Here is a 14262-nt window from a genome sequence, read left to right as displayed (position 1 = left end):
CGGACGTGGATCCCTCCGCAGACCACAGGAGGGCAGGATGGGGCCCATGCCGACCTCGTCCCGCCGCTCCTTCGTCCAGCTCGACGTCTTCGCCTCCCGCCCCCTGCGCGGCAACCCGCTGGCGGTGGTGCTCGACGCAGAGGGGCTGACCACCGAGGACATGCAGCGCCTGGCACGCTGGACGAACCTCTCGGAGACCACGTTCCTGCTGCCGCCCACCGTGCCCGACGCCGATTACCGGGTGCGGATCTTCACCCCCACCGGTGAGCTGCCCTTCGCCGGACACCCCACCCTGGGCACGGCGCGGGCCTGGCTGCACGCCGGGGGCGAGCCGGCGGGGGAGCGGATCGTCCAGGAGTGCGGAGCAGGGCTCATCCAGGTGCGGCGCGACGATGACCACCTGGCCTTCGCCGCTCCACCGCTGCGGCGCAGCGGGCGGCTCGAGGAATCCGACGTGCAGCAGATCGCCGCAGCCCTCGGCCTCGAACCCTCTGCGGTGCGCGACCACACCTGGGCGGACAACGGCCCGGGCTGGCGGGTGATCGAACTGGCCACTGCCGCTCAGGTGCTCTCGCTCGTCCCGGACTTCTCCCTGCTCGCCGAGTGGAAGGTCGGAGTGATGGGGTGGTATGAGGGCTCCGACGGACCCCGCTACGAAGTCCGGGCCTTCGCCCCCGGCGGCATCGAGGACCCGGTGACCGGGAGCCTCAACGCCGGCATCGCGCAGTGGCTGGTCGCTCGGGGTGAGGCTCCCGAGCGGTGGACGGTCGCGCAGGGCACGGTGCTGGACCGCGAGGGACGCCTCGAGGTGCAGGTCGAGGCCGACGGCACGATCTGGATCGGGGGCGACACCGTGCTCACGGTGACCGGCTCGATCCTGCTCTGAGGCATCGGCGCCGCTCCTCCGGGCGTTGAGGAGGTCCCGAGCGGCTCCAGTGCATACCCTGGGCCCATGGTGACCACACTCCCGTACGGTTCCTGGCCCTCGCCCATCACCGCCGAGCTCCTCGCGACCGGCGGCACCCGACTGGGCGCCCCGCGCCTGGTCGGCGATGCCGTGTGGTGGACGGAGGGTATCGCGACCGAGGGCGGCCGCCAGGCGATCGTGCGCACGGCCGGGCCGGTCGCGCTCCCGCAGCCCGGCGGCCGCACCGCGGTCGCGAGCACGGCGGTCGACGATGCCGAGGAGCACCGCCCCGCAGACCCCGTCACGGTGCTGCCCGCCCCCTTCAACGCCCGCTCCCGCGTGCATGAGTACGGCGGCGCGAGCTGGACCGTGGTGCCCGAGGACCCCAGCGACGAGAGCCCCAGCACCGAGGGCTCCAGCGCCGAGGGCTCCCCGCTGGTCGTCTTCGTGAACTTCGAGGATCAGCGGGTCTACGCCCTGCGCGAGGGCGAGCAGCCCCGCCCGCTCACCCCCGTCGGCCCCGAGGTCGAATCCGCCCAGGGCCCCTCCCTGCGCTGGGCCGACCCCACGCCGGTCACCCTCCCGGACGGCACCGCCGAGGTCTGGTGGATCTGCGAGGACCACACCGGCGGCGAGGCCGGACCGCGCACGGGAGAGGACGGCGCCCCGCACATCGAGCGATACGTCGCCGCGGTGCCGCTGGACGGCTCCGCCGCCGAGGACCGCTCGGCACTGCGCCGCGTCACCCCGTCCTCCCGCTTCGTCGCGCACGCCCGCCTCAGCCCGCGCGGTGACCAGGTGGCCTGGATCAGCTGGGAGCACCCGCAGATGCCGTGGGACGGCACCGAGCTGCACCTCGCCCCGCTCATCAACGGCAGCGCCGGCGAGGGCGAGATCATCGCAGGGGGCATCGAGACATCCGTCCTGCAGCCCGAATGGCTGGATGACCAGCGACTGATGTTCCTCTCCGACGCGACCGGCTGGTGGAACCCCTGGGTGTGGTCGGCCGACGGAGGCTCCCGCCAGGTGATCGAGCTGGATGTGGAGTTCGCGAGCGCCATGTGGGGGCTCGGCACCACCTGGTACCAGGTGCTCGACGCCGACCGTGCCCTGGTGCAGCACGGCCGGGCGGCGACCGCATTGTCGGTGCTGCGGCTCAGCACCGCAGAGCTGAGCCCGCTCGAGGTGCCGCTCACCCAGATCTCCGCCGCCGAGCTGCGGGCCGACGGCCTGCTGGTGCTCGCCGGTGCCTCTCCGACCCAGTTCGCCGCGATCCATATCGCGCACCTGGACCTCGGCGACGGAGCGGCGACGCAGCACTCTCCGTCGGGCTCAGACCCGTCGGTCGCGGACCCGTCGGTCCTGGCCTCACCCGCCCCGTCGGCACCGACCCTGTCGCCGACGTCCGCGCTGCGCTCCTCGCGCAGCGACGCCCCCGATCCCGCGCTGCTGCCGCACGCGGAGAGCATCGAGGTGCCGTTGCCCGGCGGTGGCGTGGTCCACGCGATCGTCCACCGCCCCCGGCAACAGGGCTTCTCCGGCCGGGAGGGCGAGCTGCCGCCGTTCATCGCGCAGGTCCACGGCGGGCCCACCGCCCATGTCCCGCCGGTGCTCTCGCTGCCCATCGCCTACTACACCTCTCGCGGCCTCGGCGTGGTGGTGGTCAACTACGGCGGCTCCACCGGCTACGGCCGCGAGTACCGCGACCGCCTGCGCGGGCAGTGGGGAGTGGTCGACGTGCAGGACACCGTCGCCGTGATGGAGCACCTCGTCGCCGAGGGCATCGCCGACGGGGCCCGGCTCGCGATCGAGGGCGGCAGCGCCGGCGGGTGGACCACGCTCGCCTGCCTCACCCGCACCGACACCTTCGCCGCGGGCGTCTCCAGCTTCGGCGTCGCCGAGCTCGAGAAGTTCCGCATGGACACCCACGACTTCGAGTCCCGGTACATCGACGGGCTGGTCGGCCCCTATCCCGAGCGGCGCGACCTCTACGTCGAGCGCGCCCCGCTGAGCCACGTCGACGAGCTCGAGGTGCCGGTGCTGCTGCTCCAGGGCGAGGAGGATCGGATCGTCCCGCCCAGCCAGTCGGAGCTGTTCCGTGACGCGCTCGCCGCCAAGGGCATCCCGCACGCATATCTGCTGTTCGCGGGCGAGCAGCACGGGTTCCGCCGGGCGGAGACGATCATCCGCGCCACCGAGGCGTCGCTGTCGTTCTACGGGCAGGTCCTGGGCTTCAGCCCGACCTGCGTGCCGGTGCTCGAGCTGCAGCGGGACGGGGGTCAGCGATGAACGCTCTGGCGAACGGCTCGAAGCGCACGGTGCATCCCGTCGATCAGCCGCTCAAGCCCGCGACCGCGCTGGTGATCACCTCGGTGCTGATGGTGCTTGCGCTGGCCGGCACCTACCTGCTCACGATGCTGCCCACCGACGACGCCGCCGAGAAGATGATGACCGGAGAGATCGCGCCGCAGCTCATCGTGACCGCGGTGATCGCGTTGGTGCTCGTGGTGGGCATGCTCGGGCTGGGGCTGGCGTCCTTCGTGCTCGCCATCGTGGTGGTGGTCAAGGGCGGCGGGAAGCTGCGCCTCGGTGCCGGGCTGATGATCGCCGCGTCCCTCTTCGGGCTCTTCATCTCCTTCTCCGTCTCCGGGGACACCTCGCAGCTCCCTGATGCTGCGGTCGCCGTATCGAACGTCTTCTCGGTCCTCGAGGTGATCGTCGAGGTGATCCGGGGCGTGGTGATGATCGCGGGAGTCGTGATCCTGATCCTCGGGATCCGCGAGGTGCGTCGCGAGCGGGCGGAGCTCCCGGCCCGCTGAGCGCTGCCGCACGGCGCCCACCGAGTGACCACCGCACTGGGCCCGCTGAGTGAATGCCGCACTGAGCTGGTGCATCGCCGAGCCGCCGCTGTGACGGTTGCCACGTCGGCGCCGCGTCGCTAGGTTGGGCGGCGGCGTCCGGGCTCTCCCGACGACGGGAGCGGTCCAGAAGCGTCGTGATGCGAAGGAGCCTCATGCACCCCCGGATCACCCGTCGGACCGGACTGACCGCGGCCGCGCTCGCCGCCGCAGCTGGCGTCGGCCTCCCCGCCGCCGCGCATGCCGAAGGAGACCCCGCCCTGCACGACCCCGACCTGGACAAGAACCACCCCACCGCGCAATCCGCACGCTCCGCCCCGAGCTGGAGCCGGGGCGAGCCCCACCGCCATCCCTGGGACCGTCGCGGCTCCGGGAAGACGCTGCGGGAGGCGCGGCCGGACGCCGTCGGCCTCGACGCCGAAGAGCTCGAGGGCATCCCGGCGATCATCAGGGCCGGGCTCGACAACGATCCGCCTCGCTTCGCGGGTGCGTCCCTGCTGGTCGCCTCCCAGGCCGGCATCGCCTACGAGCACGCCGACGGATATGCGCTGCGCTGGCAGGACGCCTCCACCGAGCTGCCCGAAGAGCAGCGGATCCGCGCCCGCACCGACACGATCTACGACCTCGCCTCGATCTCGAAGATCTTCACCGCCACCGCCGTGATGCAGCACGTCGAACAGGGACTGCTGGGACTGGACGACATGGTCGCCGATCACCTGCCCCGCTTCGCCCAGAACGGGAAAGGCGATGTCACCGTCCAACACCTGCTCACCCACGTCGGCGGCCTCCCGGCCTTCATCAACCTCTACTCCGCCTACCCGGATGTCCCCTCGCGCCTGGACGCCGTGCTCACCGTCGCGCCGGACGCCGCACCGGGCACCGCGTACGTGTACTCGGACCTCGGGCTGATCACCCTGGGCCTGATCGTCGAGAAGCTCTCCGGGCAGGGCCTGGACGAGTACGTGCGCGATCACATCACGCAGCCGCTGGGGATGAGCGAGACGATGTACAACCCACCCGCGGAGCTGAAGGACAGGATCGCCGCGACCGAGTACGTGGACTATTACGGCTATCTCGTGCACGGGCATGTCCATGACGAGAACGCCTACTCGCTCGGCGGGGTGGCGGGCCATGCCGGAGTGTTCTCCACCGCCCGTGATCTTGCGGTGTTCGGACAGATGTTCCTCGGCGGTGGACGCTACGGCGAGGCCCGGATCCTCAAGGCCGCCACGGTGCAGGACATGTTCACCGACCGGATCGCCGGCGTCACGGGCATCGGCGGGGCCCGCCGCGGCCTGGGCCCGGAGCTCGAGGCGTGGTTCTACCACGCAGGCCTCACCAGCCCCTACAGCGGCACCCACACCGGATTCACGGGCACCTCGCTGGTGATCGACCCGCTCACCGACACGATCGTCATCCTGCTGACGAACTCGGTGCACCCCACCCGCGAATGGTCCAGTACCTCGGTCACCCGCCGCGAGGTCTCCACCTGCATCGCCCACGCACTCGGGCTGGTGCCGAAGGAGGTCCGCGACGGCTGGCACGCAGGCTCCGAGGACGCGACCAGCGCCACGCTCAGCCTCGCGGTCGAGCTCGCTGCAGATCGTTCGGGACGCTCGCCGGAGCTGCGCGTGGAGCTGTTCGCCCACCTCGAGACCGCCTACGACATCCTCACCCTCGAGGCCTCGGCCGATCAGGGCGAGACCTGGCTACCGCTCTCCGGCCGCCTCGAGGCGAAGCACGAAGAACCGGTCGAGGTGGCCGACGGGCAGATCACCGGCTGGGGTCGGCGCGTGCTCTGGGACGGCACCTTCGCGCTCACGGGCGACGGCGGGGAGCCGCTCTCCGGCGAGGTCCAGATCCGGCTGCGCCTGGACACCGACGGCTCCACCCGCGGGCTCGGCGCCTGGGTGGGAAGGCTCCGGGTGGTCAAGGGCAGGAAGGACGTGCTGGACACGGACCAGCCCGGCGACCGCGAGCAGGTGGTCGCCGACGGGTGGTCACTCGGGAGCTGACCGGGGGCCAGCCGTGGGCTGAATGGGGTCAGGCCGTGGCGGCGAGGGCCGCCTCGATGTCGTCTGCGATGTAGGCCGGCTCCACTGCGGGCGCGTAGCGGCGCAGCACCGTGCCGTCGCGGCCGAGCAGGAACTTCGCGAAATTCCACTCGATGTCGCCGGCGTCGATGTCGGAAGCCTTGAGCCACTGGAACAGCGGGTGGGCGTCCTCGCCGTTGACCTCGACCTTCGCGAACATCGGGAAGCTGACGCCGTAGTTGATCTGGCAGAACTCGGAGATCTCTTCCTCGGTGCCGGGCTCCTGGTGCATGAACTGATCGCAGGGGAAGCCGAGCACGGTCAGGCCCTGCTCGCCGAAGCGCTCGTGCAGGGCCTGCAGGCCGGCGTACTGCGGGGTGAGCCCGCACTTGCTGGCGGTGTTGACCACCAGCACCACGGAGCCCAGATGGTCCGCGAGCTGCTGGTCCTGGCCGGAGATCGTGGTGGCGGTGAAGTCGGCGAGAGTCGTCATGGCTCCCATTGTCGACCCTGGAGAGGAGCGTGCGCTGAACGGGCCGGTGCACAGCGCAGCGCGCGACCGCTCGGCGCACCGTTCCTCCACAGCCCCCTGTCGTCCACAATTCCGCAAGTGCCCTTTCGTGGCTTCTCACCTGCGGGAACGATGGGGTCATGACTGTTTCGCCGCGCACCCCGGGCCCTGAGGGGGAACTCTCCCCTCAGGCGTTCCTCGACGGGCTGCGGCAAGCGGGACCGACGGCACTCGCTGAGGCGCTGGGGGATCTGGCCCATCTCCTGCAGGAGATCGCGGGTGATCCGGGGGAGGTGTTCGAGCTCGCGGGGAGGAGCCGCCGAGAGTTCTCGAACCTGCTCGGCAACCTCCAGGCCTGCGTCGGGGCGATGGGCGTGCTGGAGGCGCGGTCAGTGGTCGCACTGCGGGACGTCACGCGCCGTGACCGGTACGCCGCGGCCCGTGACGAGGCAGCGCATGAGCACGGTGCAGAGCCGTCCAAGGCAGCGGTCGAGGAGGCGGCGGACTACACCACGAAGGATGACCTCTCGCAGATCACCCGGCGCTCACCGCACATGGCCGGTCGCACGCTCGCCTCCGCGCAGCGTCTGCTCGAGACCTTGCCGCAGATGCTGGACGCGCTCCGGACCGGCAAGATCAGCAGCGATGCCGCCTACGCCGTGGCGGGATCCGCCGCGGGCCTCACCCCGGAGCTCGCCCGGGAGGTGGACCACCGGCTCGGCCAGCGGCTCCCGGAGTTCGACGGCGCAGGCACCAGGCGCTGGCAGGACGCGGTGGCGACCATCGCGGGCGAACTCGACCCCGACGGGGCCACCCTCCGTCACCGCCGAGCGCACAAGGAGCGCCACGTCACGATGAAGCCGGGCCAGAACGGCATGGCCACCCTCTCCGCCCGGCTCTCGGCGATCGACGCCGCCAGGATCCACAAGCGGTTCTCGCTCGAGGCAGAACGACGCCGTGCCGCTGGGGCGCGAGAGGGACACAGCGCCGCCATGGCCGACGCCTTCGCCGACTCTCTGCTCGGACGGGACGGCGGCGCCATTGAGCCCGGCACCCTGGACATCGGCCTGATCATCACCGATCGCGCCATGTTCCGTCCCGACGCCGGCGACACCGCCCACATCGAGGGCTACGGCCCCGTCCCGGCAGAGGCGGTTCGAGAGCAGCTGCGCGCCGTCACCACCGAACCCGCGGACCCGGCCGACGATCCTTTCGACGCCGACGGGCCAGCTGTCCGCGCCGAGATCCGTCGGCTCTACACGCATCCGACCACCGGCGAGCTGGTCGCCATGGACTCGACCGCCCGCGCCTTCCCGCCCGCGATGAAACGATTCCTGACCTGGCGTGACACCACCTGTCGCGGCCCCTTCTGCAATGCCGCCATCCGCCAGAGCGACCACATCGTGCCCGTCTCGCGCGGCGGAGCCACCAGCCTCGACAACGGACAGGGCGCCTGCGCGCACTGCAACAAGAAGGAGAAGAGCGCCGCAAGCGTCGAACGCACTGAGAACCCGGACGTGCCGGGGCACGGCGTGGAGTGGACAGGCCATTCAGGTGTGAGCCGCGTGACCACCCCGACGCCGCTGGTCTGGGAGCGGCGGCCCGACGACGAGGGGAGCCCATCCGTCTCGCCGGAAGAGGGCGCGCCGGAGGCCGACGAGCCGCCGTCGGCGGTCGAAGGTCGCATCGAGCCGATCGAGCCGATCGAGCCGATCGAGCCGATCGAGCCGACCGAGCCGACCGAGCCGACCCGATCGAGGGCTACTCGACCCCGTCGGCAGCGAGCATCAGGGCCGCCTCCGCCGCGGCGTCGAGCACCCCGGCCTCCTGCACGCACCGAGCCAGCAGCCACTGGCGCACCCGATGCGGGTCCAGACCGGCGAGTTGCGCCATCCGATCGGCGAAAGGACCGAGCTGAGCCCGCAGACGATCCGGATCATTGAACATGTGCTGCAGGACGTCATAGTGCGGATCGCCCATATACGGCTTGGGATCGATCAGCACCCAGTGCCGCCCGGACCCGTCCTGGACGGAGCCATCGACGGCGCCTGACCCTCCGGCCGAGGAGAGGACATTTCCCGGATGGAGATCGGTCGCCAACAGCACCGCCTCACCGTCCCATTGCGCCGGGAGCTTGCGGAAAAGCTGCAGCCCGTGGTCCACCAGGGCGCGGGGGAGCGGCGAATGCCCGGCATCGGCCCGTTGCTGCGCGGAGTCGGCCCACCACGCGCACATCTGACTGAGGGGCTGGAATCCTGTCGCAGCGTCAGCGCCTGAGATGTCCGCGCCCAACAAGTCAGCATCCGCGAAGCCAGCGTCCACCATATCGCTGGACAGCAGCTCGCTCGGCGGCCGCCACAGCCCGCGGCCAACGGTTGCGATCACCTCATCGCGCTCGGGCCAGGTGAGCATCGCGGCCAGCGGCGTTCCCGGGTGCACTCTGTCCAGCAGCAGCGCTGCCGTCTCGCCGTGCCGCTCGCTGCGATGGACTCTCGCCGCGCCCCGTCCCTGCCAGGCGACCATTCCCGCTGCTTCGTCGCGGGATTCCTCATGGGCCCACGCGACTTTCAGCACCCGCTCCATGCCGTCGACATCGTGCACCGGCGCCACCCATGCGCTGGTCCCACCGGGGGAGAACGGCGCGGAAGCCTCCAGCTCCCACCTCGTGAGCAACCCCTGGACCATGCGTGGGAGCTCATCGCGCCAGGCTGCGAGGCCCGGGTCGTCCCCTGCTGCGAGCATCGCCGGCAGGGGATGGCCCGCGACGAGCCCCGTCACGGCGCGAGGACCCGCTCGGGCATCACGAAGTCCGCGGTGGGGGTCTGCACCTGACCCGTCATCACCAGGCCCGTGCAGCACAGTGAACCCTCATCCCCCTCAGCGACCAGGCGCGCGAGAATCGGCTCCGCCCACGTGCCGTAGCCGGAATCACCCCAGGTGGCGAGCTCGACCACCTCACGATTCGGCTCAATCGGGTCGGGGCGCGTCCCGCACACCGACAGCTCGAGAGCGGCCGATGCGGGGTCGGTCAAGGACTCGTCCAGGCAGAACAACCGCCCGCCGAGCGTGACCAACCGGGTCCGCCCCCACAGCGAGTCATACGTGCCCTCGACCAGCTGCGCGATCCTGGCGGCGGAGAGCGCGCCCTCATCGTCGCCCACGCCCGCCATGGCCGACCGCACCCCGCTCTGCTCCGCGAGTGCGCTGGGTCGGGGCCGGCCGTCAGAAGCACCGCCCTGGGCTCCGGCTCGCTCCCATTCATCCGCCTGGGGTGCGGGACGTCCCGCGGCGAGGGACAGCAGGCCGAGGATGCCGAGTGCGACGTCCGAGCTCGGGGAGTCCACCGAGGTGCCGATGACGCTCACGGCCAGCCGCTCCGCCGGGGCCGCCCAGGTGCGGGAGAGCCCCGTGGGGAACCCTCCGGAGTGGCCGATGACCGTGAAGCCGTGCAGCCGGCCCTCCTGCAGTCCCAGCCCGTACTGTGCGCCGTCGCGCAGGGTCCACACCCGGCGCCGCATCTCCCGCAGCGATCTCGGCTCCAGCAGCGCGCCGGCCGTCAGCACCCGTCCGGCGACGCTCGCGATCGCCCCGGCGGTGGCCCAGAATCCCGTTGCCGCAGCGAGGGCTCCGGTGCTGATCTGCTCCACCACTCGTCGGGGTCCGTGCAGCAGCGAGGTGTGCCCGAGGGCGAAGCCGTCGGCCGCCTCCGGCCCCGGAGCCCCCGCCGGCAGGTCGGGACCAATCTGCTCTAACCCGACCGGGGCGAGCACCAGCTCGGTGACCGCCTCGGCGAAGCTCGCTCCGGTGACCTCCTCGATGACCAGTCCGAGCAGCCCGTAGCCGATGTTCGAGTACTGCAGATGCAGGCCCGGCTCGGTCCGTACCGCACCGGTGCGGGCGATCTGCAGCAGCTGCGCCCGGTCGGTGAAGGGAGTGCTGAGGCGCCACCAGCGGGCGTCGTCGGAGTCGCGGGTCAGGCCCGCCGAATGCGAGAGCAGGTCGCGCAGTGTGCGATCCGCGACGGGGGAATCTGCGAGCTCGACCACATGGTCGCCGACGGTGTCATCCAGCCGCAGCCTCCCCTGTTCCTGCAGGCGCATGATCGTCAGCGCCGTGAACATCTTCGAGTGGGAGGCGATGCGCAGCCGGTGCGTGGTGGTCAGCGGGATTCCCGCCGGTTCGTCGGCCGCGCCGACTGCGACCTCTGTGACGAGCTCCCCGTCATGCCAGATCGCGACCTGGAATCCCGCCTGACGGCGCAGGTGGCGCACGGTCTCGAGCCACTCGGGCAGCATCGCCGCGACGTCCTCCACGGCGGCGCGAGAGATCCCCGTGCTGCTCTCCCGAAGAGTCCCGGCACTCTCGGGCGCCGGGCTACGGCCGCCGGTCCCAGCACCAGCGACAGCACCGGCAAGGGCCCGGGGCTCAGCGGACGGCACGGCATCGTGAGGGGTGTCGGCGAACGGTGCGGGCATGGCATCTCCTTCGAAGGCGGTCGGCGCTCCCGCAGACTACGGGCCCACGGTCTGGAACTCCCGGCGGCGGCCGTTAGCATCACCCTCGTGAAACCGTTCGTGCAGATCGCTACCCGCCCTGAGGACGACGTCGCCCTCACCGAGCGCGCCGCCGTGCTCGACTTCACCGGACTCGCCGAGGACCAGCTGATCTTCGCCCGCCTGGACCGCGACCCCTTCCCTGACCTGCACGCCGCAGACATCTCCGGGATCATCCTGTGCGGCAGTCCCTTCACCGTCTCCGATCCGGTGGAGTCGAAGTCCGCTGAGCAGCTGCGCGCCGAGGCGGAGATCTTCCGAGTCCTGGACCAGGTGATCGCCGAGGACATCCCCTTCCTCGGCGCCTGCTACGGCATCGGCACGCTCGGCACCCATCAGGGTGCCCTGATCGACAAGGTCTACGGCGAGCCGCTGGGCGCCGTGGAGGTCACGCTCACCGAGGCCGGCCAGCAGGATCCGCTGATCCGCGAGGCGCAGCTGCCGCAGACCTTCACCGGGCTGGTCGGGCACAAGGAAGCCGTCCACACCCTCCCCGACCACGCCACGGTGCTCGCCACCGGGAGGACCTCGCCGGTGCAGATGTTCCGGGTGGGCACGCGCCAGTACGCGACCCAATTCCATCCCGAGCTCGACATTCCCTCGATCATCGAGCGGGCCCGCGCCTACCGCGAGCACGGCTACTTCTCCCCGGATGAGATGGAGGACGTGTTCGACGCGCTGCGGAACGAGGTCGCCGACCAGCCGCCCCGACTGCTGCGCGCCTTCGCCACCCTGTTCGCGCGCTGACCGTTCGCGCGCAGAGCCGAACCGTCGCACAGAACCGGGCCGTCGAACCGAGCCGTCGCGTCGAACCGCTGCGTCGGGCCGCCGCACAGAGCGGCAGGACCGAGCCGCTGCACTGAGCTGCGGGGCCGGGGGCGGCACGTCGTCCCACCTCAGTGGGGCCTGCTCAGGTACCGTCCGCACCGTGCCCCGATTCACACCAGAGCAGATCCGGCGACGACAGATCGTCGCCGGCGCGCTCGCACTCGTGCTGCTCCTGGTGATCGGCGGCTGCACCGCGTCCGTGATCGGAGCACTGCGCGGGGGCGAGAAGGAGCAGGCGCTCACCGAGCCCGAGCCCTTCCAGGCGGATGACGCCGCGATGTCCGTCGCCGCCACGCCCGCGGACGCCGTAGCCCTCGCGAACCTGCCCGACGGGACCGAGCTCACCCCGGATGAGGTGATGGGCATCGACGTCTCCAGCCACCAGGGCGATATCGACTGGGCGCAGGTCGCCGGCGATGGCTACCGCTTCGTCTACGTCAAGGCCACCGAGGGCACCGGGTTCACCGACTCGCACTTCCGCCAGAACTGGGAGGGGGCCCGGGCTGCCGGCGTGACCGCCGGCGCTTACCACTACTTCACCCTGTGCTCACCGGGCGCTGACCAGGCTGCTGACTTCCTGGCTGCCGCTCCGCCTGATGACTCCGCCCTCCCGCCGGCCCTCGATCTCGAGTTCGACGGCTCGTGTGCGGAGCGGCCCGAGGCGGCCGACGCGCAGAACGAGATCGATGCCTTCACCGCAGCGGTCGAGCAGGCCTGGGGACGGCGCATGCTCATCTACTCCTCCTCGGAGTGGCGTGAGCATTACGAGCTGCCGGTGACGAACAACCGCCCGGACTGGCTCTTCTCCGCAGCTCAGCGGCCGGCCCAGGAGGACTGGGCGGTGTGGCAGCTGCGCTTCGACGGCACCGTCGCCGGGATCAGCGGCGGGGTCGACATCGATGTCGCCCGGATCGACGTGCTGCGCTCCCATGCCACCATCCCCGAGGGCGAAGGCGCGATCGGACATCCCATCGACGGGGCCTGAGAACTGAGTCGACGGGCCCGAGCGTTGGTCAGCCCAGCGTCCCCTCAGCCCAGCCTCCCCTCAGCCCAGCAGTTCCTGGGTGCGCGCGCTCTCCCGCGCATAGTCCTCGGCCAGGGTGTCGAGCACCGTGGTCCAGTGCTCGAGCAGGGCCTGACGCTCTGCCGCACCGAGCAGCCGCTCCTGGTGGAGCTCGATGACGATGCCCCAGAGCGGATCCTCGGGCGAGTCCTGCAGGGTCACCTGGAAGGCGGTCTCGTGGTCGAGGGCAGCGGGAGTCCACCGCAGGCGCAGCCGACGGCCCACATGGCAGCCGACCACCCGGCCACGGACCCGGCCCTCATGGCGGATCGGTGCCCCGACCATCTGCGGGATCGACTCGACTCCCAGCCACTGCGGAAGGCACTCGGCGAGCAGCCGACGCCAGACGTCCTCGGCGGACGCGGGCAGGGCGCGACGGACGGCCAGCTGCCACCCGGCGTCGTGGGTGAGGCCGACAGGGGTGAGGCCGACGGGGGAGTGCCTGGTCTCGGAGTGCATATCGCCACCGTAGAGCGGGTTCCCGGGCGTGCCCAGGCGGATCCTCGAGCTGTCCTCAGGTGTTCGCCGCTGCGTTGCCGGGATGTCACCCAGGACGTGAGATCCGTCTGCGCGATGGCTCCGGGGCGAGCCCGCGACGGAGTCCTCCGTGGAAGCGCGGGTGGAGGTGCACGTGGAAGCCCAGATGGAGGCTCAGGCCGCGGTGATCGCCTCTTTCAGGGTTCCGCTCTTGCCCAGATCCCCGGTGAACAGCTCCCCGTCGATCAGCACCGACGGCGTGCCGGGGACGCTCTCCAGCGCAGCGGGCTCGACGACATCCTGGAGCCAGACGTAATAGGCACCCTCGGCTTGGCATTCGCTGATGTCCACCCCGGTCGCCTCGTTGACCAGGTAGATGAGCTCGTGATCGGCGAGGCCTTCGTTCCCGGGCTGGTTCTCGAACAGGGTGATCTCCGCCGGGAACCATCTCTCCGAGCCCTGGGCGTAGGCGCAGACTGCGGCATGGGCTGCCCGGCTCGAGTACCCGGGCGGATCCGAGGAGGCATCGAGCATCGGACGCGGATGGACCCGCAGGGTGATCTCGTTGTCCAGCGCCATCTGGATCAGGTCATCGCCCTGGATGCGCTGGAAGTCCTTGCACGGCGGGCAGAGGAAGTCGCGGTAGACATCCACCACCGGGCCGTCCTCGCTCGAGCTCAGCTCGAGATAGGGCTGATCGGGGGCGACCTCGGGCGGCAGGACCAGCTCGTCGGAGTGGTTGCCGCCTTCCTGCGGGACATCACTGTGAGGGGCCGGATCCTCGGCGGGGCTGGCCGTGGCGGTGCCGCTCGCGGAAGGGCCGGTCGCGGAAGGGTTGCTCGAGACGGGGTCGACCGTACGGCTCGCCTCCGCCTCGCCGCTGCGATACACCAGGACGCCGACGGTCACGGAGAGCACCAGCAGCATCCCCAGTGCAAGGCAGGCCACCGCGGCGACGACGCCGAAGATCAGCGGGGTGCGGGAGCTGCGTGCATCCATGGGTCCGCCTCGGGTGCAGGTGGGGCCAGGTGT

General features: G+C 71.1%; 11 protein-coding genes and 1 pseudogene. 7 read left to right on the top strand and 5 right to left on the bottom strand.

Translation table 11 applies throughout. The features are described 5' to 3' along the window. The first annotated feature begins 46 nt into the window (after positions 1 to 46). The 4 genes from ACT3T9_RS05585 to ACT3T9_RS05570 all read left to right on the top strand — a co-directional run bounded on the left by ACT3T9_RS05585 (position 47) and on the right by ACT3T9_RS05570 (position 5780). Positions 47 to 886, top strand: coding sequence for a PhzF family phenazine biosynthesis protein (locus tag ACT3T9_RS05585; protein WP_441445378.1), 840 nt, complete (start codon positions 47 to 49; stop codon positions 884 to 886). A 66-nt stretch (positions 887 to 952) separates the two neighbouring features. Then, positions 953 to 3196 (top strand): dipeptidyl-peptidase 5, encoded by a 2244-nt coding sequence (locus tag ACT3T9_RS05580; RefSeq protein ID WP_441445379.1) that lies wholly within the window; start codon positions 953 to 955, stop codon positions 3194 to 3196. Next, positions 3193 to 3726 (top strand): hypothetical protein, encoded by a 534-nt coding sequence (locus ACT3T9_RS05575; protein ID WP_441445380.1) that lies wholly within the window; start codon positions 3193 to 3195, stop codon positions 3724 to 3726. Before ACT3T9_RS05580 ends, ACT3T9_RS05575 begins: the two co-directional genes overlap by 4 nt. 194 nt (positions 3727 to 3920) lie before the next feature. Further along, positions 3921 to 5780 carry a serine hydrolase domain-containing protein gene (locus ACT3T9_RS05570; protein WP_441445381.1) on the top strand — a complete coding sequence of 620 codons (1860 nt, stop codon included), beginning with the start codon at positions 3921 to 3923 and terminating at the stop codon, positions 5778 to 5780. A gap of 28 nt (positions 5781 to 5808) precedes the next feature. On the opposite strand, the gene ACT3T9_RS05565 is transcribed toward ACT3T9_RS05570, so the two are convergent. Further along, positions 5809 to 6291 (bottom strand): glutathione peroxidase, encoded by a 483-nt coding sequence (locus ACT3T9_RS05565; RefSeq protein WP_441445382.1) that lies wholly within the window; start codon positions 6289 to 6291, stop codon positions 5809 to 5811. 158 nt (positions 6292 to 6449) lie between these two features. Here ACT3T9_RS05565 and ACT3T9_RS05560 point away from each other — a divergent pair. Continuing rightward, a pseudogene (locus ACT3T9_RS05560) lies at positions 6450 to 7745 on the top strand (DUF222 domain-containing protein); the annotation flags it as partial. Positions 7746 to 8070: 325 nt separating this feature from the next. On the opposite strand, the gene ACT3T9_RS05555 reads toward ACT3T9_RS05560, so the two are convergent. Both ACT3T9_RS05555 and ACT3T9_RS05550 read right to left on the bottom strand, forming a co-directional pair. After that, complete coding sequence (locus ACT3T9_RS05555; RefSeq protein WP_444606116.1) at positions 8071 to 9051, bottom strand: aminoglycoside phosphotransferase family protein; 981 nt, start codon at positions 9049 to 9051, stop codon at positions 8071 to 8073. 32 nt (positions 9052 to 9083) lie between these two features. After that, positions 9084 to 10784, bottom strand: coding sequence for a serine hydrolase domain-containing protein (locus ACT3T9_RS05550; protein WP_441445385.1), 1701 nt, complete (start codon positions 10782 to 10784; stop codon positions 9084 to 9086). Between the two features lie 87 nt (positions 10785 to 10871). On the opposite strand from ACT3T9_RS05550, the gene ACT3T9_RS05545 reads away from it, so the two are divergent. Beyond that, positions 10872 to 11609 (top strand): glutamine amidotransferase, encoded by a 738-nt coding sequence (locus ACT3T9_RS05545; protein ID WP_441445386.1) that lies wholly within the window; start codon positions 10872 to 10874, stop codon positions 11607 to 11609. Positions 11610 to 11790: 181 nt separating this feature from the next. After that, positions 11791 to 12675, top strand: a complete 885-nt coding sequence (locus ACT3T9_RS05540) for a GH25 family lysozyme (RefSeq protein WP_441445387.1) — start codon at positions 11791 to 11793, stop codon at positions 12673 to 12675. A 60-nt stretch (positions 12676 to 12735) separates the two neighbouring features. Here the strand turns inward: ACT3T9_RS05540 and ACT3T9_RS05535 are convergent, their stop codons facing one another. Further along, entirely contained in the window at positions 12736 to 13212 is a 477-nt protein-coding gene (locus ACT3T9_RS05535) for a hypothetical protein (protein WP_441445388.1), read from the bottom strand. A 192-nt stretch (positions 13213 to 13404) separates the two neighbouring features. Further along, positions 13405 to 14229 carry a DsbA family protein gene (locus ACT3T9_RS05530; protein ID WP_441445389.1) on the bottom strand — a complete coding sequence of 275 codons (825 nt, stop codon included), beginning with the start codon at positions 14227 to 14229 and terminating at the stop codon, positions 13405 to 13407. Positions 14230 to 14262 lie beyond the last annotated feature (33 nt).

This window comes from Brachybacterium sp. AOP29-B2-41, assembly GCF_052378395.1.
Lineage (GTDB): Bacteria > Actinomycetota > Actinomycetes > Actinomycetales > Dermabacteraceae > Brachybacterium.
The sequence above is the reverse complement of the archived record's forward strand: the minus strand, read 5'-3'. Positions and strand labels throughout refer to the sequence as shown.

Coding starts and splice junctions, on each gene's coding strand:
- ACT3T9_RS05570 (WP_441445381.1), top strand. CDS start 3,921: ATGCACCCCCGGATCACCCGTCGGACCGGACTGACCGCGGCCGCGCTC.
- ACT3T9_RS05565 (WP_441445382.1), bottom strand. CDS start 6,291: ATGACGACTCTCGCCGACTTCACCGCCACCACGATCTCCGGCCAGGAC.
- ACT3T9_RS05550 (WP_441445385.1), bottom strand. CDS start 10,784: ATGCCCGCACCGTTCGCCGACACCCCTCACGATGCCGTGCCGTCCGCT.
- ACT3T9_RS05555 (WP_444606116.1), bottom strand. CDS start 9,051: ATGCTCGCAGCAGGGGACGACCCGGGCCTCGCAGCCTGGCGCGATGAG.
- ACT3T9_RS05535 (WP_441445388.1), bottom strand. CDS start 13,212: ATGCACTCCGAGACCAGGCACTCCCCCGTCGGCCTCACCCCTGTCGGC.
- ACT3T9_RS05530 (WP_441445389.1), bottom strand. CDS start 14,229: ATGGATGCACGCAGCTCCCGCACCCCGCTGATCTTCGGCGTCGTCGCC.
- ACT3T9_RS05575 (WP_441445380.1), top strand. CDS start 3,193: ATGAACGCTCTGGCGAACGGCTCGAAGCGCACGGTGCATCCCGTCGAT.
- ACT3T9_RS05585 (WP_441445378.1), top strand. CDS start 47: ATGCCGACCTCGTCCCGCCGCTCCTTCGTCCAGCTCGACGTCTTCGCC.
- ACT3T9_RS05580 (WP_441445379.1), top strand. CDS start 953: ATGGTGACCACACTCCCGTACGGTTCCTGGCCCTCGCCCATCACCGCC.